Here is a 26524-nt window from a genome sequence, read left to right as displayed (position 1 = left end):
ATTGTGCCAAGCGACCTGGCGGAAATCGCGCATGTCGAACGGCTGGCCGCAGACCGGACAGGTCATGAAATTGTCGCGCTCGTCGGCAGGCTCGCCGCCGTGCTGCGTGCCGGGAATCGGCGGTCCAAGGTCGGATAGCTTCGTCATAACCATCAAACATTCAATTCGCCTAAAATGTTCCGGAACCATTTTAGCGTGCGGTAATTGAATCGCACTATGCGAGTCAGCGCATGCGTCTGAAGTTCATCAAGCCCATGGAGCCCGAGCTGGTCGAAACGCCACCGCAGGGCGACGAATGGCTCCATGAGATCAAATTCGACGGGTATCGGACCCAAATCATGAAGGATGAAAACGGGATCCGGCTGTTCACCAAGAACGGATACGACTGGACAGGCCGCTATATCGAACTTGCCGGAGAGGCGGAGGCGATCGAGGCGGAAAGTTTCATCATCGATGGCGAGACAATCACGGTCAACGAGGCCGGCCTGTCCGACTTCCAGGCCCTGCAGTCAGCCGTCACCCGTCGTGAGCCGTCGCGCGATCTGTATTTGGTGGCATTCGACCTCCTGCACCTGAACGGGCATGATTTGCGCAACATGCCGGTGGAAGACCGCCGCGAGATCCTGCAGGAACTGATTCCAGCCGTCGGCCGCATTCAGGTCAGCAAAGCGATGCCCGGCACCGGTGACGCGGTTTATCACCTGGTCGACAGGGCAGGGTTGGAGGGCATGGTCTCGAAGCGCAAGGACAGCGTCTATCGCAGCGGACCGACGATGAACTGGCGCAAGATCAAGTGCTATGCCGAAAAGGAAATGGACATTATTGGCGTGCAGCGCGAGGCCGGAAAGCCCTCAATGGTGCTCATGGCCGACAAAGGCCGATATGCCGGCGGCGCTTTCGTTGCGTTTAAAGCTGACAAGCGCCAGCGACTTTGGGATCGCGTGCAAGGGAAGGTCGGGGGACCAGTGCCGATCGGTCTCAAGAAAGAAAAGGCCGAATGGCTCAAGCCTGGTCTGGTCGGTCGCGTGCGGTTCCTGAAAGGCGAGGAGAAGCTTCGCCATGCGAAGCTGCTGGATTACCGGGAGGAATAATTCTTGGGCTTGGCAAGGAGTGCTGCCCACATTGCGGAACAGAACCGTGTGGCTGACGTTGTGCCGACATCGGCACGTCTAGGAGAAACGGCATGGTGGCGCCGCGCGCGGTCTGGAAGGGTTTTCTGAGGGTCGGTTCCGTGTCGTGCGGGGTGAAGATAGTTGGTGCTACAAGCGAGGCATCCAAGATCCACTTCAAGATTCTGAACCGCAAGAACGGCTTGCCCGTCAAGAGCGCCTATGTCGATGAAGGGACCGGCGATGTTGTCGAAGTCGCGGATCAGATCAAAGGCTACGAGGCGGACAAGGGCGAGTTCATACAAGTCGAGCCGGACGAGATCAAAAAACTGAAACTGACGTCGCAGCATACACTCGACGTCGATTCCTTTGTTCCGGTTGCCGAGATCGACACGCGCTATCTCGAAAAGCCCTACTACTTGATCCCGGCAGATGGCGCTTCCCTTGAGGCCTTTGCCGTCCTGCGCGATGCGATGGCCAAGAAGCGCGTCGCGGCACGTTCCTGCGTCGTACTCTATCAGCGCGGCCGCGAAGTATTGATACAGCCGCTTGAAAAAGGAATGCTGCTGACCGAGTTGCGCACCCACAATGAGATGACATCGGAAGACACCGTCTTTAATGACGTGAAAAGCCCAAATTACGATTCGGATTTGCTCGAAATCGCGGGGCTTCTCATCGACAAGAAGGTGACAAAGTTCGATCCTTCGAAATTCGAGGATACTTACGAGGATGCGTTGATTGCCATGATCGACGCCAAGCGCAAGGGCAAAAAACCGCCGAAACCAGCGCCAAAGCCTCAGGAGAACGTGGTCGACCTGGCCTCGGTTTTGCGAAAGAGCCTCGCCAAGGAAGGCATCGGCCAAGACCGGCCAAAGGCCAAGAGCCGCAAATCGGCATAGTTAAAGATAGCAATCCCACCATCACCGCGCATCATCCAGTAGTTTTGGCGCGCTCGCGCGTTTCCGGCGTCAGGCCTTCGGCCAATCTCACCGGCTCGTCGCACTGCGACGCTGCGGCAATCGGGAGGAAAGAACACCCGACGCGACAAATCGCGGAGGGCCGGATTGCCGTTGTGCCCGTAGCTATAGGTCTCGTCGTTTGGTTCTCCTTGTGACCAACTGGTCGGCGTGGTCACCGTCACCCAAAAAATGATCGTGCCGACCTGGCCATGGATCGATGCATGTGAGATTGCGTTCATTGGATGTTCGTTGCTTTAGTCAATCGCAATGTAGCGTTGAGCGGAAACGAAGTGGGCCCGCCACTGAGGACACAAACAGCGGCGGGCCCTGCTTTGAGACCTGGCCCGGGAGCCAAGCTGCAGACCCAACTTCGATTTCAGAGAGAGGTCCAGGCCTGCAGAAAAAACTTAACGCTTGCTTGCATTGCACAGGCCCGCCACCGGGTCTCGGAACCGGAGGCGGGCCCTCGCACCAGAGCTTGGTCGTTTCAAGGAGGGAGTCGTCCTCACCAAGCACATCCCGAACTTCGACTGCAGATGCGTGTTCCTCAGGTCAGTGCAAAATTTATGGCCCTGGGGTAAAAATGCTCGTGCGAGCAGCAGGATCTAGAGCAGCGTTTTCCTCGCGCCCACGACGGTCGGCCACGGCCGGATGCTCGATGGCCTCGGCTATCTCGATCGAAGTCCAACCCGCTGCCATGACTTCCAAAGGTCCATTCGGTGACCTGCTGGCTATCGTGTCGCGGTCAGGATATTCGTCCTGTCGCCTGCGGGAATTCTGCTCTGCGTCTCAGTCGGTCGCGCCTTTGGGCTTCGTCTCGGACGTAGCTCCGTCGAGGAGACAACCCGGTGAGAGGTCACGTCGAGCAGATGCAGGCACTCAGTCAATTCTGGCCGGGCGATTGGCCTTGGATGCTTCCACGTCCAGCTGGGCGCGACTGGCGTGAAGCAAGGCCGCGATCAAATTTTGGTCGGCTGACTTTTTCCCGGTGTATAGGCACACAAGCTCGCGGGCCTGGACCGTCGAATCGGATTCCGGGCTCTCCCTGATGGCTGACGTAAGAGCCCGGGAGAGTATGTCGAAATCCAACAACGAAATAACCGGTCGGCTTCCTTTCATGGCCAAATCCATCCTGTTGGTCTGCAGGCAATACTCGAAAGGTCGACATGACAAGAATCGGCATCACCCGTTCCTTCACGCGGTCAACTTCAGAAGCTCTCGGGACATTTCGCCGAGCCCGGCGGCGGGGCGTGGATAACAGCGGTGCAGCGCCACCGCAATTACAAAGGTTAATTCGGGTAACGCGCATCGAGCATCGGATGGTTTGGGACTGAGTGTTCGCAAATCGCAGCTATAAATCAAATCTTCAGGGTAAGTTGACATGCTTGCCCACCGCCGACCGCCTATGGCTTGGATAGATGTTCAGGAGAAAGCAGCGTAGGGCCTATCGACTTGTCAGATCTGATGCCCCCCGATGTGCAGGATGATCCTGCCCTAGCCGCTGAGGTCGACCGGTTTCTGGCGCGCCGTACGCGCGAAATCAGCCTGCGTGGCGAGATCGAACGCCTATTTCGAGCACGTGTCTGGTCGCAAACGGCGAAAATCATCCGCGCGTGGATGATCTGGGTGGCATTTTTGGATGTGCTGACGTTGGCACTGAACGCGGCGTTGCTTCCATGGGGCGTAGCGCAGTCCATGCTCCTGCCCGGCGCCATCATCCCGCCCGTCGCGTTGGCCGTGGTCCTAGCCTGGCGTAAACCGCAGGCGCCTTGGCTCCAAGGAGCTTCGCTGATCGCAGGCATGTTCCTGATCTTGTTGTCAGTCGCATTGGTCGGAGCAAGCGCTGGTGGCGAGTTCTACGAACGGCAATTGAACGTCATGTTGTTCGTGGCCATCACAGCCATCATAATCTTCGGGATCCCCCTGGCGTGGACGATGACGATCGCTGCGCTGGCGCTCGGACTCTATCTCATGCTTCAACTGCAGAACCCGGCCATCGCGCATGGGAGTGCAGTGGCTGGAACGCTGTTCTTCGCCAGCGGTATCTTTGCAACGGTGGCCGCGCGGCGCATCATGACAATTCTTGCTCAAAAGACTTTCCTCTTTGAGCTTCGCGACCGACGCAGGGTCGCCGAACTGGCGAAAGCGAATGATCGACTGGTACTCCTGGCGAGGACCGATCCACTCACCGGCATCTCCAACCGTCGCTGGATGACGGAAACACTCGAGCGCCTATGGGGAAGTGACAAACGTTGCCTTGCCGGTGCCGCGATGCTGATGTGCGACATTGACAACTTCAAGAAGCTAAACGACCACCTCGGCCATGCGGAGGGAGATCGGTGTTTGGTAAGGGTCGCAACTATCTTGAAGGAAAACGTGAGGCGTGATCGCGATCACGTTGCCCGTTATGGCGGCGAAGAATTCCTCGTGCTCCTGCCCGGGGTGAACGAGGAAGAGGCCGCCGCTGTGGCTGAACGAATGCGTAAGAGCGTCGAGGCTGCCGCTTTGCCCAACCCTGGATCCCGTGTGTCGCGCTGGGTCACCCTGAGCATTGGAGTTGCCGTTCAGACCTCTGAGGCGATCTCGCCGGAGCAGTTACAGCAGCGAGCGGATGCCGCACTTTACCTTGCCAAGCAGACGGGCCGCAACAGGGTGCTGCTTCACAGACCGGAGTTATCCGCGCGCAAACAGATTCGGCCGGGCAGCCTCGGGGCATAGGCCGTGCGTGGCCCGAGATCTGCTCTTCTGAATCACGGGGTTTCCCGTGCGTCGACGATAACAGGTTAGTTCAGGGACTTTGGACCACCGAGACGAAGGGTTCCCCTGTAATCTCCACATCGCGCCCGGCAGACTACGATTTCGAGAATAATCCCCTGAAACGAGTTTCCGGGTTGTTCAGAACACCCATGGCCGATTCCGGCTGCGTGGGTGATACAGGGGGAGTTCCACCAAATGGCCTCAGTGATGGGCGATCATCTGGATGACTTGCCGGGTCTTCGCAAATGCCGAGCGCATGGGCTCCGTCGATTTCTGCGCCCTGCGCCCTATGTGGCGCGCGTTTGGCTAGGTGAATGGCGCCCATTGCGCAGCCCCTGATCTTGCGCAAGGGAATCCTGCGACAGCCCTCATTAGATCGGTTGCAAGTGCTCCATGAAATCTCCATCTAGTTCAGTTGTAGTCAGAACGCGGTCAAACGATGACACGGCAAGAAGTTCTCTCCGTCATTGGATCAGCCGACGATATTACGGTTGCGGAGATCATCGCAACGGGTGCGTCGATCGAGGAATTGAGAGAGGCATGGGCATGGGCTTTTGCTGACGAGGCGTTAATGGGACAGGGGCGCCCGCTTCCGGGAACACGAGCGGCCGCGCTTATCGACCTGCTTAAGCCCGACGAAGACGACCCGGCTGAACCGGGCACCCGTCTGGAATAAATCAGCAAACCCATCGAATGTGCAATTTGGCCCTGTCATCCACGGCAGCGTTGCAGACACTTTCTCGGTGAAACCGACTTTTGTGCCCGTTTCAGTTCAGTCGGTCTTGCGCGTGGGCTCCAGACTCCCGACCATCGTAGCCGAGTAGCAGGCATCACAGGCCTCGTGCGGCTCAGCCGGCCACTGGACAACGCTACAGCATTGATCACTCAACCGATTTCGGAGATCGCCGACTTCTCTTGCGTTGACACGCCAGAGATCGCTAGTCTAAACCTGCGGCGCGAAGTTCCTTACATCGATAAAAGCACACGCGCTCAGAAGCGGATCGCAGGCTTTTGTTGTCCACCTGTGTGGTCGCCGGATGCGCCGAAACGCAAGGACTTTCGCCTCGCCGACCGGAGTCGCCGACCGTGCGCGCAAAGCCGCAGAGCAGTTCCCGCAGCCGCATGTTGAGCCGGACCGCCACTTCAAACATACCGCTCATCGGCTTCACAACTCTGGTGCGCTCCGGTAGGGGGCCAGCCCAGCAGCACAGATCGCGACGCCGTCTCTGGCCTGTCAGTCAGGAGTTTGCCACAGCAACGAAAAGCGATTGTCCCTGCCGGTCGATACGGAACAGCACTGGCTTTTTCTGCTGACGGGATTTCGCCCATTCCTCGCGGACGTCAGACGGCTGGGTCATGTTTCGGTTGTTGGCCGACACGATGACGTCGCCGGGCCGGATGCCGCTTTCGGCCGCAAGACTGTTGGGAGCGACATCCTGGACGAACACGCCCGTGGTGTCGGCCTGCAGGCCGAGTTGCTGGCGCGCTTCGTCCGGAATGGCGCTCAGCGACATACCAAGGCGCTGGTCCTCAGTCCCCAGGCTTGGAATGGCACCGGTCTGTTCCTCCTGGTCCCTGCGTCGATCGACAGTCAGCGACAATTCCTGGTTTGTGCCGCCCCGGTTCGTTGTTACGGTCACTTTCGATCCCGGCTTCTGGCTTGCTGCCGCCAGCGTCAGGTCATGGACGCCTTGGATGTCCTTGTCGTTGAACCGGGTTATCACGTCGCCGGCCTGGATTCCCGCTTTCTGCGCCGGGCTGCCAGCCTCGACCGAGGCAACCAGCGCGCCCTTGGCGCCCGGCATTCCGAGCGCCTCGGCGATGGAGGGCGTGATCTCCTGAAGACGCACGCCGATGAAGCCGCGCTCGATGCGGCCAGTGCTGATCAGTTGGTCGACGATAGTCCGAGCTGTGCGCGAGGGCACCGCGAACCCAATGCCTATGCTACCGCCTGACGGCGACACGATTGCCGTGTTGACTCCGATGACTTCGCCGCGCGCGTTGAACAAAGGACCTCCCGAGTTACCTCTGTTGATCGAGGCGTCAGTCTGCAGGAAATCGTCGTAAGGACCGGCCTGGATATCGCGAGAGCGTGCAGAAAGGACGCCGACAGTGACCGTGCCCCCGAGGCCGAAGGGACTGCCGATGGCGATGGTCCAGGCCCCTGGTTGCATCGCGTCCGAATCCCCCCAGGCCGTCGCCGTCATGTTGGGCCGAGGATCGACTTTCAATACCGCGATGTCGGTTGCCGGATCGCGGCCCACCACCCGGGCGGGCGCCGTCTCCTTGTCGGAGAACACGACGTGAATCTCAGTTGCGTCGGCGACGACATGGTTATTGGTGACGATGTAGCCTTCGGGACTGATCACAAAGCCGGAGCCGAGTGCTTCCCGCACCTGGGGCTGGATACGCCCTCCTCCGTCGAAGGGATTGAGAAAGTCGTTGAGCGTCGTTTGATCCTGGATGATCTGCCTGGTCGTGATGGCGACAACCGCGGGCAGCTTCTGACGCACGATTGCGCTGAAGTCGTTCGGAATTTCCTGTGCGGTGGCCGGAGCAAGGCCGCCAGTCGAGAGCATCAGGGCTCCTGTGATCAAGCCAATGCACAAGTTCCTAGAGAGGTAAGACATGACTGGTTCTCCTGCCGGATTCGGGTCCTTGATTTTCGCCCGACGTCAGAACTGAGATTCTCGCCGATTGTTTCACCGGCTGGATAAAATGGTTCTAAGGCGTTGACCACGGGAAATGTGACCCGTGCCAAGCCATTGAAACTTGCTTGAGACGTCCCAAAATTTCGTCTGGCGGGAATCGCGAGAGCCGCCAAACTCAAACACGCAGGAGATTGTCTGAAGCGGAGGACCATCAATGGAAGCAGCCATTTCGACCCATCTTGCCTCGATTGAACCCGTGGCCCCCGATGTTTTTCTGGACCGCTTGCTGCATCCGGCACGGCATTTCAAACATCCCCACGACGTTTTGGCCGACGTTGCCCTGGACGGTCAGGAGAAGCGCGCCATCCTTTCGTCATGGGCGTCGGATGCCTGCGCGGTAGAATCCGTGCCAGCGCTTCGCATGCTGCCGGGGGCGGGTGAACCAGTCAGCTTCGATGCGATCATGGATGCCTTGCAACAATTGGATCAATCGGACGAGCTTGCCGGTCCTGATGGCAGTGACAGCGCGGTGGTGGCCGGGTTCGTGCCATTCATCGATCGGATTTAAGCGCGACCTGATTGTTCGTGAACCATCCCGTCGGCGAGTGACCCCGCCGGCGGGGGGTGGCATGGGTGCGTTTCGCCCGGATTGCCGCTGAAAATTTTCCTAATACCTCTTGAAGGTGCAAGTCGCGATTCTAAATTGATGGTCGCCGGTCGCCTGATGGGGCCGGCAAGACCAGGAGGCGGCAAGGCTCTTGGCGCCTCCTATGATCCATGTTGCTCAAAGGAGGATGTGGTTATGAACCTCGATTTTACCCCCCTGTACCGGTCCAGCATCGGCTTCGACCGCATGGTCGACATGCTTGAAAATGCGAGCCGTGTGGCCTCGTTCGACAACTGGCCGCCCTACGATATCGCCAAGGTTGATGATGATGACTATCGCATCACGATGGCGGTCGCCGGTTTCTCGCAGGACCAGCTGACCATCACTCACCAGCCCAACATGCTGGTCGTGAGCGGGTCGCAATCCGGCGATGAGAACGGCCAGTATCTCTACCGCGGCATCAACGGGCGCGCTTTCGAGCGTCGGTTCGAACTGGCCGATCATGTCAAAGTTGCTGGCGCCAGCCTTGAGAACGGGCTGCTGAGCATCGATCTCAAGCGCGAGGTTCCCGAGGAGATGAAACCGCGCAAGGTCGAGATCTCCAGCGGGGCTCCCATGCCGAAGATCGAAGCCCCCAAGGTCGAGACCGAGAAGCTGGCGGCCTGAGAATCCACGATGAAGGCATCGCTTGAGCCGGGCGTCCGGCCCGGCTCACAGACCTACGAAAGGAGAAAGACAATGAGCGTACGTGATTTGATCCCATGGGGCCGGGGCAACGGAAACTCGGCGCCCAGTCTCTTCCCTGATGGAGATCGAGACCCCTTCGTCTCCCTCCACCGGGAGGTAAACCGGCTGTTCGATGACGCCTTCCGCAGCTTCGGCGCCAGACTGCCGGCCTTCAGTCCCTCTTTTGCCGCCACTTGGCCCAGCGTCGAAATTTCCGACACGGACAAGGAAGTCCGCGTCACGGCGGAAATACCCGGCCTGGACGAGAGCGACATAGAAGTCCTGCTGGACAACGGGGCGCTCAAGCTTAAAGGCGAGAAGCGTTCCGAGACCGAGGACAAAGACCGGCAGTTCTCCGAGCGCTTCTACGGTCGCTTCGAGCGCCTCATTCCGCTCGGCTACGAGGTCGAGGAAGACAAGGTCAACGCCGCCTTCAAGAACGGGGTGCTGACCGTGACCTTGCCCAAGACCGAGCGGGCGCAGGCGAAGGCCAAGCGGATCGCAATCAACGGCAAGAACTGACGCACGGCAGTATGAGCAGCGGCCGTCACGGCCGCTGCTCATACCACCCTTCATGATGGGAGGGACAGACAATGGAGACAGTTCAAAGCAGCGACATCAGAAGCCCAACCAGGACCTCCGGCCGGCCGGACAATGACAATCGGCCTCGTGTCGACGAGCCGGCTTTGTCAATGGGGCGGTCAGTGTTTCCGGACGGCGTGACGGCACGGATCTACCAGCCATGCCGCTCGGCCACGACCTCGGCAAAGCCCCGCAAGGACTGGCGATTGATCTTCGAACCTCGCACAGCCCCGTTCATCGAGCCGCTGATGGGCTATACGGGCGGCCGGGACACCCTGACCCAGGTTCAACTTGATTTTCCGACGCTGGAGGCGGCGATCCGTTATGCGGAGCGCCAAGGCCTCAGCTACGTGGTGCAGGCTCCATCTTCTGGCTCTCAGGCCAAGGTCAGCAACAGGCAAGCATCGGAGGAGAGGCACGCCTTTTCCGACGTGGTTTGGCAACGGCTACAATTGGCATGGCTCCAGGCAAGCAACAACTATGGCGCTGGTGCACAGGCAGCGCACATACAGACGGCGCTTTCCGAGCCCGAGACATTCTACGCCTGTCCGATGGAGGTGGTGGATGACCCGGTACTCGCACCCGACGAGAAACGTGCCGTGCTCAAGAACTGGGCCTGGAACGAGTACCTGATCGACTTGGCCACCGCTGAAGGCATGCCGGAAAATGCACGTCCGACGCGATTGGGCGAGGTTGAGCTCGCTCTGCTGGCCTTGGAAGGCAGTACCCAGAGATTCCAGACTCGGCTCAGCCCGGTACGATCCCGGATAGCCGCATGATTGGAGGCAAGAATGGACCCACTGATCGTCTTCGACGCCCAACGGACCATCCCGAACCCCTTCGCGCTTGCGGTCGCGGCAGCAGGGCGGGCGCGCGCACTGGCGCGCGGCGCAGCGCCCCGGCTGGCGGCCAGCCCGAAGAGCCGGCCGCATCTCGCACTGAGTGAGATCGCCGGCAATGCGTTCGAACCTCGGCAGATCGAACCCTTCCTCCTGACTGAGCCGATCTCGCCGAAGGACGGCGTCCGTTTCAGATCCGGACCAAAGAAGCTTTGCGGCATCGGGCCGAACAGGCCCGCTGCCGCACCCGCCCTCGACTCAAGGGCGGTACATTGACGTACTGAAACGCAGGAAAGGAGAATGACGATGTTGAAGAATCTCGCTTCCGACAGCAGCAGGCGGGCGCTTGATGTCGTAAACATCCTTGCCGGCATCGCGCTGGCGCTCTCGCCTTGGCTCCTTGGCTATGCTGCCGATGCTGTTGCCGTCTGGCACGCCTTCATCGCGGGCGTAATCACCGTTCTGATCGCAGCGCGCGCCTTGGTGGCGTTCCACAAATATGAGGAATGGGCGAACCTTGTCGTCGGCCTGTGGATTGTGGCCGCATCTTGGGTGCTTGGCTTTGCCGGCCTGGCGGCAGCAATGTGGTCGCACGCCATCGCTGGCGCTGTGGTTGCTGCCCTGGCAGCAGCCAGCCTTTGGCTCACGAATGACCGACCGCTCTCTGCAGCCTGATCATAGCCGCTGGCGGGTCCGAACCTTCCGGGCCCGCTCTTTTTTTCGCGAGACCAAAATCGATGCCCTCCGGTTTGACGACCTATATCCCGCGCTGTGTGGAGTGGCCGCAATGGACATGAGTAAAAAGGAAAACACAACGCCGCCTTCGCTGCGCTGATGCTCTTCCAGCTACGCAGCTCGTGACGCAAATCCAAATAGCCGGTTAGAGCCTTGCTACGCGACGGCAAATCGCCGACGTGCAGGTTGGTGGGCCGAGGGCCTCGCGGACAGACGCGCTGGCAGCGGGATGAGGTGCCAATTGCCAAGAGGCTGCTGGGCTCGGCCGGCCAATTCTCTCTTGAACTGAAAAGAGGCATTTCCAATATCCTCTCTGTGCCGAAGGCGTCACGCAGACCGGCATGTTTTGCCGAGGAATCATCCTGCGTCACCCGAAGAGACACAAGCGCCGCTTTAGGGCTTGAAGGGAGGTCACGATGGAGAGCGCTACGTTCAAACAGCCGATTTTCGTGCGAGATGACAGTTTCGTCCTCAAAAAGATCGGTTGCGTCATGGATGCCATAGAATTTCTGGAAGAATGGCCGGTCGAAAGGCGCGGCCTTCTCTACGGAGCGGCCTGTGATACATGCTACTCGGCGTATGATGGTCGCAAGTCGGTCGAGGCCGCGCACAAGGCGTTTGCGACCTGGGCACGCAGGGTGGGTGTGATCGAAGACGTTCCCTTGGCGCCGTCTTGGATGACAGGGCCGAAGATTGGCAGTGCACACGAACTAACCGTTAAAACTCTCTGCGGCGGCAATCACGCCGCCGCAGCAAACAATCTGCCACGCGCTCACGAGGAGGAGAGGCTCGGTTGACCAGATGACGGACGGGCTGCGCCGGCAACTCGCGCTATCGTATTCGGGGGGTGCGGACGATCGCCCTCCCGCTGCCAACCCCGATGAGCAAAGAGCCTTTCACATTTGCAAGCCGCAGCCGCCGATTGCAGCCCAAGCCGAACACAGGCCTTCACTGCACCCGCTATTTTCAGCCAAACTGTGTTCCATGGTCGAATTCTCCCCAGGTTGACTCGAGAGGACGGCGGGCGCAGACGTTCACGCGGACGGGCATCGACTGGTCATCGCCGACACATGGTGCGCATCCCCCACAATCCACATCTCGGTAAGCGATTGGAGGGGTGGCCGGCGCCTGTGGCGGGTTTGTTGGGACGTTAGGCGCCGGCCGGGCGGGCGGGGGTGGGCCGCCGCAAGCACAAGCTAATATATACCCAACTCTGGTGCCTATGGTGCTATCGCGCAATGGCCCTGACGGGCAGCCTAGGCCATGGGGCTTAGTTGCGGGATTACCGTTTTGCGCGTAGTTTGTAGATCTGGTTGTTTGGGTCCCTCCTTATGACCAGTGCCGGTCGGCACGGTCACCGTCACCCTTGCTTGGTAAACTGGTCGTGCCGACCTACCCTTTTGACATAGAACCGCACCCCCTTTGGCAATTGAAGCTACTGGCGAACGGGCGGCATGAAACTCATCCGAATGGCGTCACGCTTCGTCGCTAGGCGATGTGTTGCCGCCGGATCAACGTCAACTGCGGTTCGAGCTGTAGCGCTGGGAGCAAGACGCCCAGGAGTTACCATTGGGCTGCGCACGCTGAAAGGACGGGTTACTCCCCACGCGGCGAAGTTAAATCCGAGGATCGCAAGGGCCTTCAGCTGTCTGCTCGCGCCGAGTCCCTGGGATTCGTCTATCGACCGCTCGCCGAGATCCTGGTCGCGGAGCCCCTCGATACGATCCTGCAGCGGGTAGAGAGCACGATAGGCGAGCCTGCCAAATCACCATCTGTCGATGCGGTCGGCGGGAAGATTGAAGCAACGGTTAGAAGTCACCTCGGGCGACCCTACGCTTCAGGTCAATGCCGTTCGCAGGCCAACCAGATCGTCGGCATGTCCCATGTCCAGACCTTCAGCCGGCGCGCCCCACGCATCAGCCGCCAGGCCGGTGAACACGTCGAACACCGTCCAGCTTCCACCTGGCTCTTGCCTTAAGTCGTACCGCTGCTGTGCCATGGGTCATTCGTTCAGCTTCCGATCCAGCTCGTCAAGCATGGACCGATGCTGCTCGGTCACATCCCAATCTGCTGGACCTCCCAGCAGTTGGCGGATTTGATGGCGCAGCGTCTCTGAAGTAATCCACGACCGAATGAGACGCGATGTAGCCTGCTGTTGCTCGGGAGAAAGCTCTTGCATGGTTGGCCCGCACGGTTTGACCGAGCCCAACCCCTTTGTGACCTTAATGGTTCCCGATGGATTGCCTGAAGAGAGTTGGAGCAGCAGCTACTCCGGCGCGACCGATAGAAAAAAGTTCATCGCCGCGAAGGCCGGCTTTGTAACGTGCAATCAGGCTTTCGGCAGCCGTCGTAGCTTCGGGGCTTTCGCGGTTAATGCCGCGCAGCTCACAAAGCATATCGAACAGCCCCTGGAGAAGAGACAGTTCCTCCGGCTCGAAGGTGCCGTTCGCGATGCTTGTTACCAGCATGATCCCTGCCCCTGCATTGGCCGGATCATTCGAGCGGGTCAGCTAAATGTCAATTCGGACCAAGGTCTTGTCGGAAAGGCCTTCATCGCTCAATAGGTCACAGTGACGACAACCGTGTCGGTGTATACGCCTGCGGAAGGAGTGGCCTGCGGCGGGACGCGACCATAAACCGTGAAGACTTGCGGGACCCCAGTTCCAGTTCCCGGCACTGTGCTGCCGGGCACGGAAGCGTCGCCCCAAGGCTGAGTTCGATCAGCATTCTTGTAGAGGCCATAGGTCACTGTTTCCACGCCTTTCGACATCTTGCGAGTTGTCGGCGGCGATCCTGTCGTGCCGCCATTCAGCGAGACCGTGTAGGCCGCTGCTGGTGTGCAGGTGACTGACACCTGGCCGGTGGCATCAACATTGCCGTCAAGTACCCCCTTTGATCCAAAATCGATGTTCTGCGTCGATACAAGGCAGTTGGCGGCGACCGTCGCATTGATGGTGAAAGTCGGATCAGCCGCCACCGTACCGGAGGCGGTACTGCAACTGCTGCCGGAGGTATAGCGATAGCGAAATTCGACCTGCGCACCGGAGAATGTCGAAAGGTAGGTTCCAGGTGGAACGGTTCCCTGCCCTCCGGCCACGGCGCCATAGATAGTCGCCGTTCCAGTGGCTGAGCCCAATACATTTGGGGTCAATGCCAGTGCCGGAGGGCGGGAAGCGTGGGCCCAGGCATAAGAACCCCAAACCACGCTGCGTGCCGAGTCGGAATAGAGCTGATAGTTGAGTGCGTTGGCTCCGCTAAACATCTGGCGGGCCGTCGCCGACGACGCGCCGCCTGTGCCGGCCGCAAGATGCGCACAGATCAGGATGCGCTGACCGACAATGCCGCTGCAATTCATGTTGATGGTCGCGGTCGTGTTGGTCTGACTGCCCGAGAGAGTGTCAACCAACCCGAAATTCATGTTCGAGACGCTGAAGCTGCAGCTTTGCGCTAAAGCGGACAACGGAAACATGGCAAAGGCCATGAAGATGACAAGACGGAGCATTCGTTCTCCCATGTTCACCTGCATGCCACGTCCTTGATTGCGACTTGCTGACCGGGTGCGGGCGTGTAGAAAAAATCGGCCTTGCAGGAGGTGCCATCCAGACGATCGATCACGACCGTGTTCTGTGCGCTTAAGCCTCGAATGTACGCCTCACCATCGTAGCCGATGACAAACTCTTCGGAGCCAGCCTCCATGCGCCCCTTCAGGCCGGCTTCCAAAGGGGTCCCTGTGCTGTCGACCAGAGTGACGACCGCTGCTTCGGGCGCTTCCGAAACGCCGAACTTCACCACGACCCCGCTGCGATCGGCTGGCATCACGACTTCCTTGGTTGCCGGAACGTCCGCATTCACTGGCAGATTCTTTGGATCGATGGAGACCGTGTTCGGTTCGTAGGAGTTAAGCCCGGGGACCAGGATGCGCCCTTGCCGATTGGTCTTTCCCACCGGCCTGTTCTGGAACTGGACGTCGACATCAGGAGCGCCGACTTCGACCACGGCGAAAGCATCGTCTATGCGATTTGTGGCAAAGACCCCGCCGCCTGCCACGGCAATCGCGCCATCCATTTGCGCAGTTGCCCGCACGTCCTTCCCGTATTGTTGGACGCCAGCCTCGAAGCGGGCGAAGCGCGCGCGATAGCTTGCTGCGGCCGACCGGTTGGGCGTGTCGCCTTCCGAGGTTCGTGCTCGCCAGCCAATGCTGCCGTCTTCCAACCGCTGCGACTTGGCGATGTCGGCGACGACATTCGGGCCGTCCGGTCCCTGCTCTATTCCCGTGGAAGCGGTGATATCGTCACCGAACGGAACCGATAGGCCGGCGAAGACTCCAAAGCTGCCGCTATCCTCAAGGTCGGTGAAGGCAGTGGCATAGAGGCTGCTTCGCTTGAATATCTCTTGGCTGTAGGAAAGGCCAACGATCTGGCTCTTCTGGCCTTCGTCACTTTCAAGATGCGTATAGGAGAGATTGAGGCTGGAAAAATCTATCGGCGCCGGGATGCTGAGCGTGAGCTGGTCTATTGCGCGAGGCACGCCCGTGCTGAAGATCGGCACGTCACCGGGCTCTGACAACGTCGGCTCTGCCGTCACCGCGGCGATGTCATCATAGTCGCCGAAGGCGCGTTGGATGCGACCGTAGATCGACCACCCTTCGTAGCTCATTTCCAGAGACGCGTTGACAAGCGAACCCGTGCGACCGTCCTGATGGCTGCCGGCGACGGCGACTGAGGCTGCGCCATATGGTCCAAGCGGAAAGGCGGCGCCTACACCACCGTTGATCAATCCTTCGCCGCCCTCGGCATGGCCCTCAAGCGTCAGCCAATTGGTGAGACCGTAGCGTGCGGTGGCGACCCCAAACACCCCGTTGGCGTAATCGTTGGACTCGGTGCCGAAGTTACGCCGTGGAAACCCGATCTCCGCCGAGAAATCGAGCAAGCCCTGTCCCAGCATGTCGCTGGAGGTATAGAAGGGGAGCCTCGTTGTGGTCTCGCGACCGAGGCTATCCCTCAACACGACCTGCGCTTCACCGGCTCCGGCAAAGACTGGCAAATTGGTGACCTGAAAAGGCCCGGCGGGAATCTCTCCGGTATAGGTGCGGACGTTCTGGGCATAGACTTCGAGGGTGGAAGGAACCGCAGCGGTTCCGCCGAAGGACGGCAGCGGCAGCGTGACCAGGTCCGACCGGAGCGCGAAGTTGCGCTGTGCTTGGATGCCACCGAGATAGACCGGCCGCGTCCAGGCCAGCCCGCCGGAAATGAAGTCCCCCGCCCTGTAGGTCATCATCCGTTCAGGGTCTGAATAGCTCCACGTCGTATTAAGCCGTGTGAAGCCACCGAACTCGCCATCGGAATAGCCGGCAATGAAGGATTGGTTGAGCGTGCCGTAGGGGCTGAACACGCGCGCATCAAAGGCTCCTGAAATTCCCTGAAACAGGTCAACCCTGTTCTCAACCAGGGAGTTGGAACTTGCGAAGAGAGAGTAGTTGAATACGCCGCCATAACCCGACTGCGCCTGAATACGATCTCCCTTCTCAGCGGCCTGAACATCGACGACGCGGGCGGCGCGCCCCTCGTTCGTGGTCGTGACAAAGAGGCGCTGCGTCGGCTCATCAATACGAAAGGCAACATCGGGCAGTTGGTCCAGCCTGACCAGCCCGTCCGCGTTTGCGCTATCTACGGGCTTCAGGCCGACCTGCTTCAATTCGTCCGGCGTCGCCGCCAGGCGCCCGTCGGGGAACTGCGTGAAGGTCCCTATCAGCTCCGTCGAAACGTCATTGATGAACACCTCGAGATAAAGGTCGCGACGTCCTGTTTGGTCCGGGGCGGGTTCCGCAATTTGAGTCTGCGGAGCCTGCGCGTTCGCCGGCAGGAAAGTTAGAAAGGTGCCTGCAGCGACGACCGCGATTCTACCGCCCTTTGATCGCAACCGGAGCATCAAATGGTCCAAAATCGCTCTGTGCCTTCAGCACCACAGAGCTTGCGGCCAGCGATTTGCTGCTGCCGATCGGCCATTGCATGGTGGCTCCGCCAAGAATGTAGCCGACAAGTCCGCTGCGACTGGCGACCTTCTTGCCGCCTTGCGTCAGATCGATGTTGGATAACCTCAGCCGGCTTTCACCATTGTTACGCGCCGTCAGAACAAGGCTGCGGCCCTTCCGCGACATGCTGAAGGACACGTCAGGTGCCTTGGAGTCGGGATTGCGAAAAAAGACCGGCACGGAATAGCGCAGCACCAGCGTCACGGTCCCAGCCTTCCTGCGCGATGGGTCGGGCAGCTCGTCTACAAGCAGGCGATAGCTTTCCTCGGTCTTCACTCGCGCCTTGCTGACGCGGAGCACGCGAACGGAATAGTCGGCATTCGGCCCGACCTGGGTCGATGGCGGGCTGGCAACCACGTCGGTGGTCGGCTCCAACTGCTCTACGCCGTCAGCCTGGCGCCAACGGAATACGCGTATCTGCACGTTTATCGGCCGCTTGGCATCATTGTGCAGATTCAAAACTGCCGCGCTGTCGGGCGCAATCAACTCCAGGCTGGTTGGGGCCACTCTAAGGGAAGCGGCTGCCGAAAGGCTGACGCACAGCAAAAGGAGCGCTGCCGCCCCTATGCATGACTGCATGGGTCGCATGTCGTATCCTCCGTTTGGGAAGTTCAATATGTCACGGTGATCGCGACGGTATCCGTGTAGACGCCTGCGCCGGCGTTGTTTGCGGCGGGACTCGCCCATAGACAGTCAGGTTTTGCACGTTGCCGTTTCCGGTTCCTGCAACCGTATCGGTGCCGACTGTGATCCCCCACGGCTGGGTGCGCCCAGTGTCCCTGTACAGCATGTAGTTAACCGTAGCGGCACCAGGGCCGGTCATTTTGCGAACTGCTACGGTCGCACCAGCACCCGCGCCTGCGCTCAGACCCACATTGTAGGTCTGACCGGAAGTGCACTGCACGCCGATGGTACTGGTTTGATCGGCATTGGCGTCGATTACGCCTTTTGAGCCGAAATCCAGATCGCTGGCGGTCTGAACCTTGCATTCGGCGGTAATGGTAATGCGAACCGTCATGTTGCCTGTCGCGACCGCCGCAAGGGCTGGGTCGGTCAGGGATGCCGCGGAAATGAGAGCCAAAAAGGCCGCGAGGCAGGCACGCATTCAGTGTGCTCCTTATCTTTCGGCTGCTCGCCAATGGCGATAACCGTCGAAAGCTCCCGACCCAAAATGCATTTGGCACAAATTGCGTTAAGATTCAACTAACATCTCAGACACCGCTGAGCTCAACGCGTAAAGGGATATTTGCTGTTGCTAATGGTATCCGCAATTCAGTTAGGAAGTATTGCCGGAAATGACGATCCAATCATCACAGGTATTATACATTCCTGGAAATATACTAATCTTCAATTCACATGGTAAGATATCCCGACAGAAATCGAAGTCGGGTTTTCGTCTTAAAGTTTAGTTTAAATCTCCACATTAGCGCCAATGATATGTCGGTCACTTTCCAATGTTTTTGACGCCATTGGAATGGTATTTCTCCAGCGCTCACGGCAAATCAAATAATTTGGAGCACACTCGATATTAGCACGTCGTTCACGTTTTCTTCACATGGCGCCAAATAATTGGAAGAAATGATGCAGCGTCAATTTAAACTAATGGCGGCAAAAAGCCCGTCACTTGCGGAAACGGGCTTTCTGACTGGCCAAAGGCAGGAGAGTGTCACACCGCCTTGCGGCTGGTTCGCACTTCCGTCCCGGCTGTTCTTTTTAGCGGCGGGAGATCAGCAGGCAAAGCTGGCGTAAGTCGCGATCGTAGGTCCCCTGACTGCCGAGCACGTCCACACAACGTTTCTTCATCCGTGCGAGTTGCGTATCCGACAGGTCAGCTACGACGTTGACCAGTCTACGATTGCTGGGATTAGAAGGATTGCTCGGATTGGAAGGGTTGGAGGGGCTTGTTTCAACGCCAACACCGGCATTGACACCATTGCCAACGCCCAGTCCAGCACCAACACCAATGCCGCTCGTGCCGCCCAAAGTTGCGCCAACACCTGCCGTCACGCCGTTAGTGCCACCAACCGTCGCACCTGCCCCAGCATTGATGCCACTAGAGCCGCCGACGGAGGCGCCCAGACCGGCATTGACGCCGCTGGAGCCACCGACTGAGGCGCCTGCGCCAGCATTGCCGCCGCTCGAACCCCCGATAGACGCACCCGCTCCGGCGTCCACGCCGCCCGAGCCGCCGATAGAGGCACCAGCACCGGCATTGATGCCGCCGCTACCCCCAACGGATGCGCCCGCACCGGCGCCAATTCCGGCGGCATTTGCCGGCATGCACAAAACTGAAATGATCACGCCACTCGCCAATGTTTTGGCAGTTCTCGCGAAGATACTAGCCATGACACTCTCCTGTGGTTGCCTTACGATGTGCAGCAAGCTTCGCCTGCCGCTCATATTAGTACGCGCTAAGGCGCCACCGAGTTGCACAATAGCCGGTATGATCCGGCGGTATAGTGTCCTGCGGATATAGGACAATGCTGATATTTTATTAAAATGCTTAAGAACAACTGTGGCTCGGTTGCCCCGGACGCGTTGCTACACGAGCGAATTGCCTGGCCATCCATGTTTCGGGTCCTCGCCATTCAGGAGGTCCACACTGTGACCGCGTACTTGTCAAGATAGCAGGCGCCCCCTCGCGCCATGAACACATCGAACTATGGCTTGAGCACCGCGGGCTGTCCAAATCTCTTCCGTAGTGGCCGGTGCGGTCCGTTGGGCCCAAAGGCCCCCACTGAACCAGCATTCTCCCTTTCCGCGTCTAGTGCGGCCGTAGTGGGTTCGCCTCTCGAGTCAGGGAGCTGTCGCATGGTCTAAAAGCCGGAAGTCCGACAGGGCGCACATTGGAATCGGCGCGATCAATGCCTTCGACGGTGATCGCGATCGTCGCGTTCTCGATCCCAATCCATCCCTTGGCTTTCCGGGGTTGCGGACGTCCTGCCTGCATTTCAGATATAGCAGTGAAAGCAGCTTAGCATAAGCGGCTCTAAGCGTCCTTCGGCAAAGACCCTGTCGCCATAGGGGAGACAAGAGCTCGCGGCTCAAGCCGGCCGCAAAATCCTGGCGATTGGTTGTCAGGATGACGCACATGCAGCTTGCCACTGGCGACAACCTTTGCTTGCCTGCCTGTTCCGCGACGAGAGGAGGCAGGCATGGAACGGTATTTCTCGGTGGCTATTGTGACGCTGCTTTGCAGCCTAATGATTTTTGGCATAGCGCTGACAGTCGCCAGAACCCACAAGAGGACGGGCGTTCTCGCCCCGACCATGACTGGGGATCCGCTGCTTGAGCGGACAATCCGCGCTAATTCAAACTCGATCGAATGGCTGCCGATCTTTCTTCCGTCGATGTGGCTTTTCGCGGTCTACTGGAGCGCGCCATGGGCGGCTGCACTGGGACTGCTTTGGATAATGACGGTTCCCGTCGGCACCGCTGAAGCGGTACCCCGGCTTCTTTATTCAATCTTTCGCCGCATGTGACCTTTCGCTTCAACTCGACAGCGTTCAAAAGGCGAACAAGAGTCCGGGCATAGCTTAGCCGTAGCGCCCACGGGTCTGCTGGCTGCCCAGTCAACACGTTAAACGCGGTCCAGCTTCGTTGGTTCTTTTCTGAGTTCATGTCTCTGGTGAGTCACCGTCGCTAGCCATACATCAAGCAGTGATCGATGATTCCGTGTGTCACGGGGCAGCTTAGCAACGGGCGAAGCTATCGGTGGTTCCGGCGAAACGAATACGAAGCAGGCGGTTGGACCGGCTTCGATTCAACGGCTGATGTCACAAGTGATGACTTGGAAGGCGCCAGAGGTCGTCAGCGCGTGAGATAGAATGACTGACGGCTAACACCGCCTCGTCCTTCCTGCGCGATAGCCTGATGACCTTCAAACGCATGAGCTGACTCGCAACACTGCGATTCAACTTAGCACACGTTTAATTAGCTCCGGAGCATTTTAACGAATCGTTGACCGCGCTGTCCCATTATAGGACGGCGCGGTCAAACCCCAACCGGACTGCGCAGGCGGCTCCGGCACTGAAGCGCCCGCCCAACTGTCGGAGTCGCCACCCACACCAACATACCAGCAATGGTTGAATCAACCGTTACCGCATGTGCTTTCCAATGTGCTTCCCTGATCGTTAGACTTTGACCGAGCGGACGGGAATATGCGCAGAACAGTTCGGTAACATTTGAGACAAGTCGATGGATATGACGAGCTATCTGATCTTGGTGGATCAATTCCCGGCAAGCTCTACAGCGGCGAGCCCAAAAAGGATATTCCTACATCTGTCCGACGTGCGGTCAGCAGGTCGACATGCGTCACCTTCGCCAAGGCGCTGGCCGCCGGTTGTGCCGCGCCGCCTCGCTCTGATTTCCTGACATTCCGATCGCTTGTCAAACGATCCAGCCCACATGCCGCACTTCCGCCGGGAATCGGGTCCATGACCATCGCGGATCCCGCCGATCAGGTCCCTGAGCTGGCGCTGCGTCCATGAGCGGCGCAGGGGGATTGATCCTTGCACTGAACCGTCCGAGGCGGTCTGCGAACAACTCGCCGTCCGGCCGGCATCGCCTTCTTCATGCTGCTCGCCCATCAGACCGCAAATTCCGCGACCATCGTAGCGGTCGCACGCATCGCCGTGATCGCTGAATTCGTGTTCACTGCAACCGCGGTGGAGGCTCATGCCCTCGCCTGGCATTCCGCCTATTCGCCGACCGAGAGGTGGATTGCGCTTTTCGATCCTGCTTTACCTCATTACCGGCCTGTTCTGGCTTCCAGTCGTGTGGATGCAGATCGAGATGCGCGATCTCTCGCCCTGCAGGCCGCGGCAGCGAAGCAAGCTTCACCACAGCGCTGCAACACCTTGGCACGTTCCGCCATTCCAGAAGGCGGCTACGACGACATGAATGCAAACACCATCTCCACCATTCTGGTTGTGGTCGCCCTGCGCCCACGGGCACATGGCCTGTAACTTCGCCGTGACCTCATCCCCTTGAGGGAACAATCTGACCGAGCCCCAGTTTGACCCAAACAAACACGGCCGATGGTTCGATGGAGGCATGCCATGAGATGGTTGAGCAAGCTGTCCGGGAGAGAATGCACCAGGATCGCGGTTCTGAAGAAGCTTTCCGTGACGAAGATAGCCGCAACGACCAGGGCGACCGCAACGGGCATGCTGACCGTCCCGATGAAGCTAGCCGTCATGGCGACCATTGGCGAAATCGTGGTGACTGGGGCAGAGGACACAGAATGGCTCGACACCGGGGGCACCAAATGATGCGCGGTGCCGGCATGCGACTTATGTTTGGCCTGTTGGACACGGATGGGGACAGGTCATTGAGGTTCAAAGCGCGGTCGGCAGGATGTTCAATAGCATCGACGAGAATGGTGACGGCAACATCGATCTAGACGAAATCCAGTCCCTCCTGCACGGCTCCAACGTGCATGGCACAAACAACGAAGACATGCCGTAGCTGCATCAAGACTGAGGAGCCGACTTCAGACGGAGCGGCAAGCGAGTCGCGGTCAGGCGAAGGCGCCGTTTGGAATGGCCCAAAATATTCTCTCAAGCTCCCGGAACATAGATCGGCCATTGCGGTTCGACAGGCGGCGGGCACGGTCGATGAATAGCATGGCCCGCTTGCCAAGCGCGGGTCCCGATCGACCTTGCCAACAGAGGAGCGGGCTATGCGTGCGTTGGTCTGGCACGGTAAGGAAGACATACGCTGCGATCAGGTCTCCGATCCAGAAATTGAGGATGAACGGGACGCGATTATCAAGGTGACGAGTTGTGCCATCTGCGGCTCCGACCTTCACCTTTACCACAACTACGTGCCAGCCATGCTGCCAGGCGACATTATGGGCCACGAGATGATGGGAGAGGTCGTGGAGGTCGGCAGGGGCGTCAACGGCGCTCTGAAGAAGGGAGACCGCATTGTCGTACCGTTCACCATAATCTGCGGTGAGTGCGACCAGTGCAAGAGACAGAACTTTTCGGTTTGCGAACGTACGAACCGCAAGAAGAACCTCGGCGACAAGGTGTTCGGGCACACCACCGCTGGTCTGTTTGGCTACACCCATTTGACGGGCGGCTATCCCGGGGGACAGGCGGAATACCTGCGGGTGCCGTTCGCCGACGCCACGCACGTAAAGGTGCCTGACAACCTTACCGACGAGCAGGTTCTCTTCCTCGGCGATATTTTTCCCACCGGATGGCAGGCCGCGGCACAGTGCGACATAGAGCCTACGGATACGGTTGCGGTGTGGGGCTGCGGCCCAGTCGGGCAGATGGCAATACGCAGCGCCCTGCTGCTCGGCGCCAAACAGGTGGTGGCGATCGATTGCCTGCCGGAACGGCTTTCCATGGGGGCGGCCGGCGGTGCCATCACCATTAATTTCGCCGAGGAAAGTGTCGTCGAACGGCTGCAGGAACTCACCGGCGCAAATGGCCCGGAGAAGTGCATCGATTGCGTCGGCATGGAAAGCCATGTCTCGCTGGCCCAGCCCGACACCGTCTACGATCGCGCAAAGCAGTTGATGCTGATGGAAAATGATCGACCGCATGTGTTGCGCGAGATGATCTATGTCTGCCGGCCGGCCGGCGTGATCTCGATCCCCGGCGTCTACAGCGGGCTGGTCGACAAGATTCCGATGGGACAGGCGATGAACAAGGGCCTCACCTTCCGCATGGGGCAGACCCATGTCACCCGTTGGACCGAGGATCTGCTGCGCCGCATCGTGGACGGCCAGATCGACCCTTCCTTCGTCATCACCCACACCGTCGGGCTCGAGCAGGGACCCGAGATGTACAAGGTGTTCCGCGACAAGCAGGACAGCTGCATCAAGGTAGTTTTGAAACCGTAGGGAATCGTCATGAACGTGGTCGCTAAACTCACCAACATCACCCGATCGCCTGGCGATCCCAAAGTGCTGCAGGCCGGGCCGAGTGTGGCCGGTGCCTTCGATGGCCTTGCCCGCAAGCTCGGCTGGTTCAGCATCGCGCTGGGCGTCGTCGAACTGGTTGGTGCCGAGCGGATTGCCGGTGCGCTCGGCATGAGCGGCAAGCAAGATCTCATCCGAGCCTATGGGGCGCGGGAGATAAGCAGCGGCATACTCTCGCTTTCCGTGGACAAGCAGGCTGGGCTTTGGAGCCGGGTGGCTGGCGACGGCCTGGACATCGCGACGTTGCTGTCAGCTTATCGGCATGACAATCCAAAGCGCGACAACGTGGGCATTGCGCTTGCCGTGGTCGCCGGAATCGCTTTGCTCGACATCATCGGTGCGAAAGGCGTCACCGCGCGCCACTCTCGCAGGGGGACCAAGCCGCGCGACTACAGCGATCGCAGCGGCTTTCCCGCAGGCACTGCCGCAGCCCGCGACTTTGCCCGCTCTGAGCGCGGCCAGGAGTCCGGCGCCGCCTGACAGAGTGCCGACCTTGCGCTATAAGCTAGTCTGGGGTTCCAGCCCTAAAACCAGGTTACCGATTTTGAGCTCGACGAGATTGTAGCCGCGCAACTTGCTATCGGCCCGGCCCCATCCTGCACCATGCCGATTTCTACGCCGGATGCGACCTGCTCGCCACGCCCCAGGTGTGGGTGCGGCGCAGTGCCTGCGAATTCGCCGATGGCGCTGACGATTTCCCGGCCGTCAGCATCGGTGATGACGGTGGCGTAGCGGGTCATGAATCACACTCCTGAATCAGCGCGCGTTGCGGAGACAACCTATTGATGGGAAGCTGGCTGTTCGAGGAGGACAGCAATGAGCAACGTCACCACGCATTACGGCAGCGACGGCATCGTCGAGCGTATATTGGCCGCGATTTCCGATGCGAAGCCCGATAAAATCAATGCCGCGCAGCTCTATCCGTTCGACCAGCTTCACGGCCGCGAGCTCATCGCCACGCGAGACCATGGAGGTCGTCTTGCCCCCTCGCCCACCGACCGGATCCTTGATGTCGGCAGCGGCATTGGCGGCCCGGCGCGCTTCCTGGCCGCCACCTATGGCTGCCAGGTCGACGGTGTCGACCTCACACCAGTCTTTGTCGAGGCATCCGGCCGACTGACCATGCTCAGCGGCCTTGGCGACAAGGTTCGCTTCCACGAAGCCGACGCGGCGAAACTGCCCTTCGCCGACAACACATTCAACGCGGCAATCTGCTTCTATGTCGGGATGAACATCGCCGACAAGGCCGCCGTCATCGGGCAGGCTTTTCGCGTTCTGAAGCCGGGCGGCAAACTGATCTGGACCGAAGCCGTGCTGGCTGCCGGCGAGCCGAATTATCCCTTGCCCTGGGCGGTTGCGCCGGAAACCAGCCACCTTGTTGACCGGGATACCCTGAAGACCCTGTTCGCCGACGCGGGCTTCCATATTGACGAAGTCATCGACGAGACCGGCGAACATGTCGAACTGGCGATGCAAAGGGCCAGTTCCGGCATCATTCCTTCGCCTGTGCAACGTCAGGTCAATGAAATCGTGCTCGGCACCGAATTCGTGCAGCGACGCAAGAACTACATCCGTAGCCTGAGCGAAGGCAGATTGGCATCGCTGGCCATCATCGTCTCGAAGCCTGCCTGATCGGAGCCTTGATCGTAACGAAGGGCAGAAACAAAAAACCCGCCTTGGCGGCGGGAAGTTGGCGCAACTCAGCACCAGAAGTAGCGACCGGCAACACCATGGTTCGCAGTTTCGTTCGGCTCGCGAACCACCGCCTTTCTATACCATTGTGCGACATTGTACACGACGGTGCCATTGTCCGTGCACTTCGGTCCGGCATCGATTGTGCTATAACGGCCGGTAAACGGCTACGAAGCCGGTAAAGGCAGTCAGTTGCATCGCGCTCCTGTCCTCCGTCCGAGTCATCCTCACGGCAAGTTCGACGCCAGTAGTCAAAATGCGAAGGCACGATTGTGGCCGACAGCAGACCGCCAGCTGTAAATCTAATCGGACATCCAGGTAGTCGGCGCTCGGCCGGACAAAGGGCGCGACGGAGGTGAAGCGAAAAGTGCAATGCTGAACTTGCTGAAAAATAGTTTCGGGCTTGACCAGATTACCAGCCGGTCGATCTCGCCGATGCGCGCCCGGCCTGTCAGCGCCATTGCCATCTCCAAGTCTCGGCGAAGCAGGTTGCGCCCTCGGCACCATCGGTTGCCAGGGCGTAGACATAGGGGCGGCCAATCATGACTGCGGTTGCACCAGGGCAAGCATCTTCAACGTCGGCGCGACGGCTCACGCTTCCAGCAAGGATGATGGGAATCCGTCCGGCCACCGGTCCGCGATGGCGGGCAGGGAGTCGATGGTTGCCGGGAGGGTGTCGAGGTTACGCGCACCGTGGTTCGAGACCGCGATGGCATCGACACCCGTTCCGATCGCCTGCTCAGCATCCTCAGGATCGAGGATGCTCTTCAGGATAAGCGGCAGGGTTGAAGCGAACGCAGCCAGGCAATATCCGCCCAGGTCGGCATGGCCGACGCTGCGCAGTGCCAACTTTGAGCACGCCGGTGTTCCGGTCCTTGAAGTATGGCGTTGCGAGGCCG

26 protein-coding genes and 2 pseudogenes are annotated in these 26524 nt (G+C 59.5%); 18 read left to right on the top strand and 10 right to left on the bottom strand.

Annotated features, from left to right (window positions below; translation table 11 throughout):
• Positions 1 to 230 precede the first annotated feature (230 nt).
• From MESCI_RS30350 to MESCI_RS30335, 4 genes are all read left to right on the top strand, one after another.
• Positions 231 to 1091, top strand: a complete 861-nt coding sequence (locus tag MESCI_RS30350) for an ATP-dependent DNA ligase (protein ID WP_013525032.1) — start codon at positions 231 to 233, stop codon at positions 1089 to 1091.
• 92 nt (positions 1092 to 1183) lie between these two features.
• Positions 1184 to 2008: a non-homologous end joining protein Ku gene (ku, locus tag MESCI_RS30345; RefSeq protein WP_013525031.1), complete on the top strand. Its 825-nt coding sequence runs from the start codon at positions 1184 to 1186 to the stop codon at positions 2006 to 2008.
• A gap of 1524 nt (positions 2009 to 3532) precedes the next feature.
• Positions 3533 to 4786, top strand: a complete 1254-nt coding sequence (locus MESCI_RS30340; RefSeq protein ID WP_013525028.1) for a GGDEF domain-containing protein — start codon at positions 3533 to 3535, stop codon at positions 4784 to 4786.
• A gap of 478 nt (positions 4787 to 5264) precedes the next feature.
• Positions 5265 to 5501, top strand: coding sequence for a hypothetical protein (locus tag MESCI_RS30335; RefSeq protein WP_013525027.1), 237 nt, complete (start codon positions 5265 to 5267; stop codon positions 5499 to 5501).
• 562 nt (positions 5502 to 6063) lie between these two features.
• Here MESCI_RS30335 and MESCI_RS30330 read toward each other — a convergent pair.
• A complete protein-coding gene (locus MESCI_RS30330; RefSeq protein WP_245265418.1) occupies positions 6064 to 7404 on the bottom strand; it encodes a Do family serine endopeptidase in 1341 nt (446 codons plus the stop codon).
• 286 nt (positions 7405 to 7690) lie between these two features.
• On the opposite strand from MESCI_RS30330, the gene MESCI_RS30325 reads away from it, so the two are divergent.
• The 7 genes from MESCI_RS30325 (at position 7691) to MESCI_RS30295 (ending at position 11762) form a co-directional block, all read left to right on the top strand.
• Positions 7691 to 8044 carry a hypothetical protein gene (locus MESCI_RS30325; protein ID WP_013525025.1) on the top strand — a complete coding sequence of 118 codons (354 nt, stop codon included), beginning with the start codon at positions 7691 to 7693 and terminating at the stop codon, positions 8042 to 8044.
• A gap of 234 nt (positions 8045 to 8278) precedes the next feature.
• Positions 8279 to 8749, top strand: a complete 471-nt coding sequence (locus tag MESCI_RS30320; RefSeq protein WP_013525024.1) for an Hsp20 family protein — start codon at positions 8279 to 8281, stop codon at positions 8747 to 8749.
• A gap of 72 nt (positions 8750 to 8821) precedes the next feature.
• A complete protein-coding gene (locus MESCI_RS30315; RefSeq protein WP_013525023.1) occupies positions 8822 to 9331 on the top strand; it encodes an Hsp20/alpha crystallin family protein in 510 nt (169 codons plus the stop codon).
• 71 nt (positions 9332 to 9402) lie between these two features.
• Entirely contained in the window at positions 9403 to 10170 is a 768-nt protein-coding gene (locus MESCI_RS30310) for an NADH dehydrogenase ubiquinone Fe-S protein 4 (protein WP_013525022.1), read from the top strand.
• Between the two features lie 12 nt (positions 10171 to 10182).
• Positions 10183 to 10506 carry an RNA polymerase rpb6 gene (locus MESCI_RS30305; RefSeq protein WP_013525021.1) on the top strand — a complete coding sequence of 108 codons (324 nt, stop codon included), beginning with the start codon at positions 10183 to 10185 and terminating at the stop codon, positions 10504 to 10506.
• A 24-nt stretch (positions 10507 to 10530) separates the two neighbouring features.
• Positions 10531 to 10905, top strand: a complete 375-nt coding sequence (locus MESCI_RS30300; protein WP_420845292.1) for an SPW repeat protein — start codon at positions 10531 to 10533, stop codon at positions 10903 to 10905.
• 476 nt (positions 10906 to 11381) lie between these two features.
• Positions 11382 to 11762: a DUF982 domain-containing protein gene (locus MESCI_RS30295; RefSeq protein ID WP_013525019.1), complete on the top strand. Its 381-nt coding sequence runs from the start codon at positions 11382 to 11384 to the stop codon at positions 11760 to 11762.
• 1040 nt (positions 11763 to 12802) lie between these two features.
• On the opposite strand, the gene MESCI_RS30290 is transcribed toward MESCI_RS30295, so the two are convergent.
• Positions 12803 to 12964 (bottom strand): hypothetical protein, encoded by a 162-nt coding sequence (locus MESCI_RS30290; RefSeq protein WP_245267645.1) that lies wholly within the window; start codon positions 12962 to 12964, stop codon positions 12803 to 12805.
• Positions 12965 to 13142: 178 nt separating this feature from the next.
• Between MESCI_RS30290 and MESCI_RS30285 the strand changes: the two genes are divergently transcribed.
• A complete protein-coding gene (locus MESCI_RS30285; RefSeq protein ID WP_027163554.1) occupies positions 13143 to 13529 on the top strand; it encodes a hypothetical protein in 387 nt (128 codons plus the stop codon).
• On the opposite strand, the gene MESCI_RS30280 is transcribed toward MESCI_RS30285, so the two are convergent.
• The 5 genes and pseudogenes from MESCI_RS30280 to MESCI_RS30260 form a co-directional block, all read right to left on the bottom strand.
• Complete coding sequence (locus tag MESCI_RS30280) at positions 13523 to 14467, bottom strand: Csu type fimbrial protein (protein ID WP_164920111.1); 945 nt, start codon at positions 14465 to 14467, stop codon at positions 13523 to 13525. The two genes, MESCI_RS30285 and MESCI_RS30280, sit on opposite strands and share 7 nt — an antisense overlap.
• Positions 14468 to 14481: 14 nt before the next feature.
• Positions 14482 to 16893 (bottom strand): fimbria/pilus outer membrane usher protein, encoded by a 2412-nt coding sequence (locus MESCI_RS30275; RefSeq protein ID WP_013525016.1) that lies wholly within the window; start codon positions 16891 to 16893, stop codon positions 14482 to 14484.
• Entirely contained in the window at positions 16865 to 17584 is a 720-nt protein-coding gene (locus MESCI_RS30270) for a fimbrial biogenesis chaperone (protein WP_013525015.1), read from the bottom strand. Before MESCI_RS30270 ends, MESCI_RS30275 begins: the two co-directional genes overlap by 29 nt.
• A gap of 23 nt (positions 17585 to 17607) precedes the next feature.
• Positions 17608 to 18101 (bottom strand): annotated as a pseudogene (locus MESCI_RS30265) (Csu type fimbrial protein).
• A gap of 608 nt (positions 18102 to 18709) precedes the next feature.
• Positions 18710 to 19342 (bottom strand): hypothetical protein, encoded by a 633-nt coding sequence (locus MESCI_RS30260; protein WP_013525013.1) that lies wholly within the window; start codon positions 19340 to 19342, stop codon positions 18710 to 18712.
• 809 nt (positions 19343 to 20151) lie between these two features.
• On the opposite strand from MESCI_RS30260, the gene MESCI_RS30255 reads away from it, so the two are divergent.
• From MESCI_RS30255 to MESCI_RS30235, 5 genes are all read left to right on the top strand, one after another.
• Positions 20152 to 20478 (top strand): MAPEG family protein, encoded by a 327-nt coding sequence (locus MESCI_RS30255; RefSeq protein WP_013525012.1) that lies wholly within the window; start codon positions 20152 to 20154, stop codon positions 20476 to 20478.
• Between the two features lie 1092 nt (positions 20479 to 21570).
• A complete protein-coding gene (locus MESCI_RS33435) occupies positions 21571 to 21963 on the top strand; it encodes a hypothetical protein (protein ID WP_245268663.1) in 393 nt (130 codons plus the stop codon).
• Positions 21964 to 22056: 93 nt separating this feature from the next.
• Complete coding sequence (locus MESCI_RS30245; RefSeq protein WP_013525011.1) at positions 22057 to 22269, top strand: hypothetical protein; 213 nt, start codon at positions 22057 to 22059, stop codon at positions 22267 to 22269.
• Between the two features lie 410 nt (positions 22270 to 22679).
• A complete protein-coding gene (locus MESCI_RS30240) occupies positions 22680 to 23855 on the top strand; it encodes a zinc-dependent alcohol dehydrogenase (protein WP_013525010.1) in 1176 nt (391 codons plus the stop codon).
• 9 nt (positions 23856 to 23864) lie between these two features.
• A complete protein-coding gene (locus MESCI_RS30235; protein ID WP_013525009.1) occupies positions 23865 to 24413 on the top strand; it encodes a hypothetical protein in 549 nt (182 codons plus the stop codon).
• A gap of 44 nt (positions 24414 to 24457) precedes the next feature.
• On the opposite strand, the gene MESCI_RS30230 is transcribed toward MESCI_RS30235, so the two are convergent.
• Entirely contained in the window at positions 24458 to 24673 is a 216-nt protein-coding gene (locus tag MESCI_RS30230; protein WP_013525008.1) for a hypothetical protein, read from the bottom strand.
• Between the two features lie 76 nt (positions 24674 to 24749).
• Between MESCI_RS30230 and MESCI_RS30225 the strand changes: the two genes are divergently transcribed.
• On the top strand, positions 24750 to 25565 hold the full coding sequence (locus tag MESCI_RS30225; RefSeq protein ID WP_013525007.1) for a class I SAM-dependent methyltransferase: 816 nt from the start codon (positions 24750 to 24752) through the stop codon (positions 25563 to 25565).
• 362 nt (positions 25566 to 25927) lie between these two features.
• Here the strand turns inward: MESCI_RS30225 and MESCI_RS32930 are convergent, their stop codons facing one another.
• The gene (locus MESCI_RS32930; RefSeq protein WP_245265420.1) at positions 25928 to 26086 is read right to left on the bottom strand and encodes a hypothetical protein; all 159 of its coding nucleotides are present in this window, start codon (positions 26084 to 26086) and stop codon (positions 25928 to 25930) included.
• A pseudogene (locus MESCI_RS32925) lies at positions 26077 to 26474 on the bottom strand (alpha-hydroxy-acid oxidizing protein). Before MESCI_RS32925 ends, MESCI_RS32930 begins: the two are co-directional and overlap by 10 nt.
• Positions 26475 to 26524 lie beyond the last annotated feature (50 nt).

It is taken from the genome of Mesorhizobium ciceri biovar biserrulae WSM1271, assembly GCF_000185905.1.
GTDB classification, from domain to species: domain Bacteria; phylum Pseudomonadota; class Alphaproteobacteria; order Rhizobiales; family Rhizobiaceae; genus Mesorhizobium; species Mesorhizobium ciceri.
This window is presented reverse-complemented; position numbering and strand designations above follow the sequence as displayed.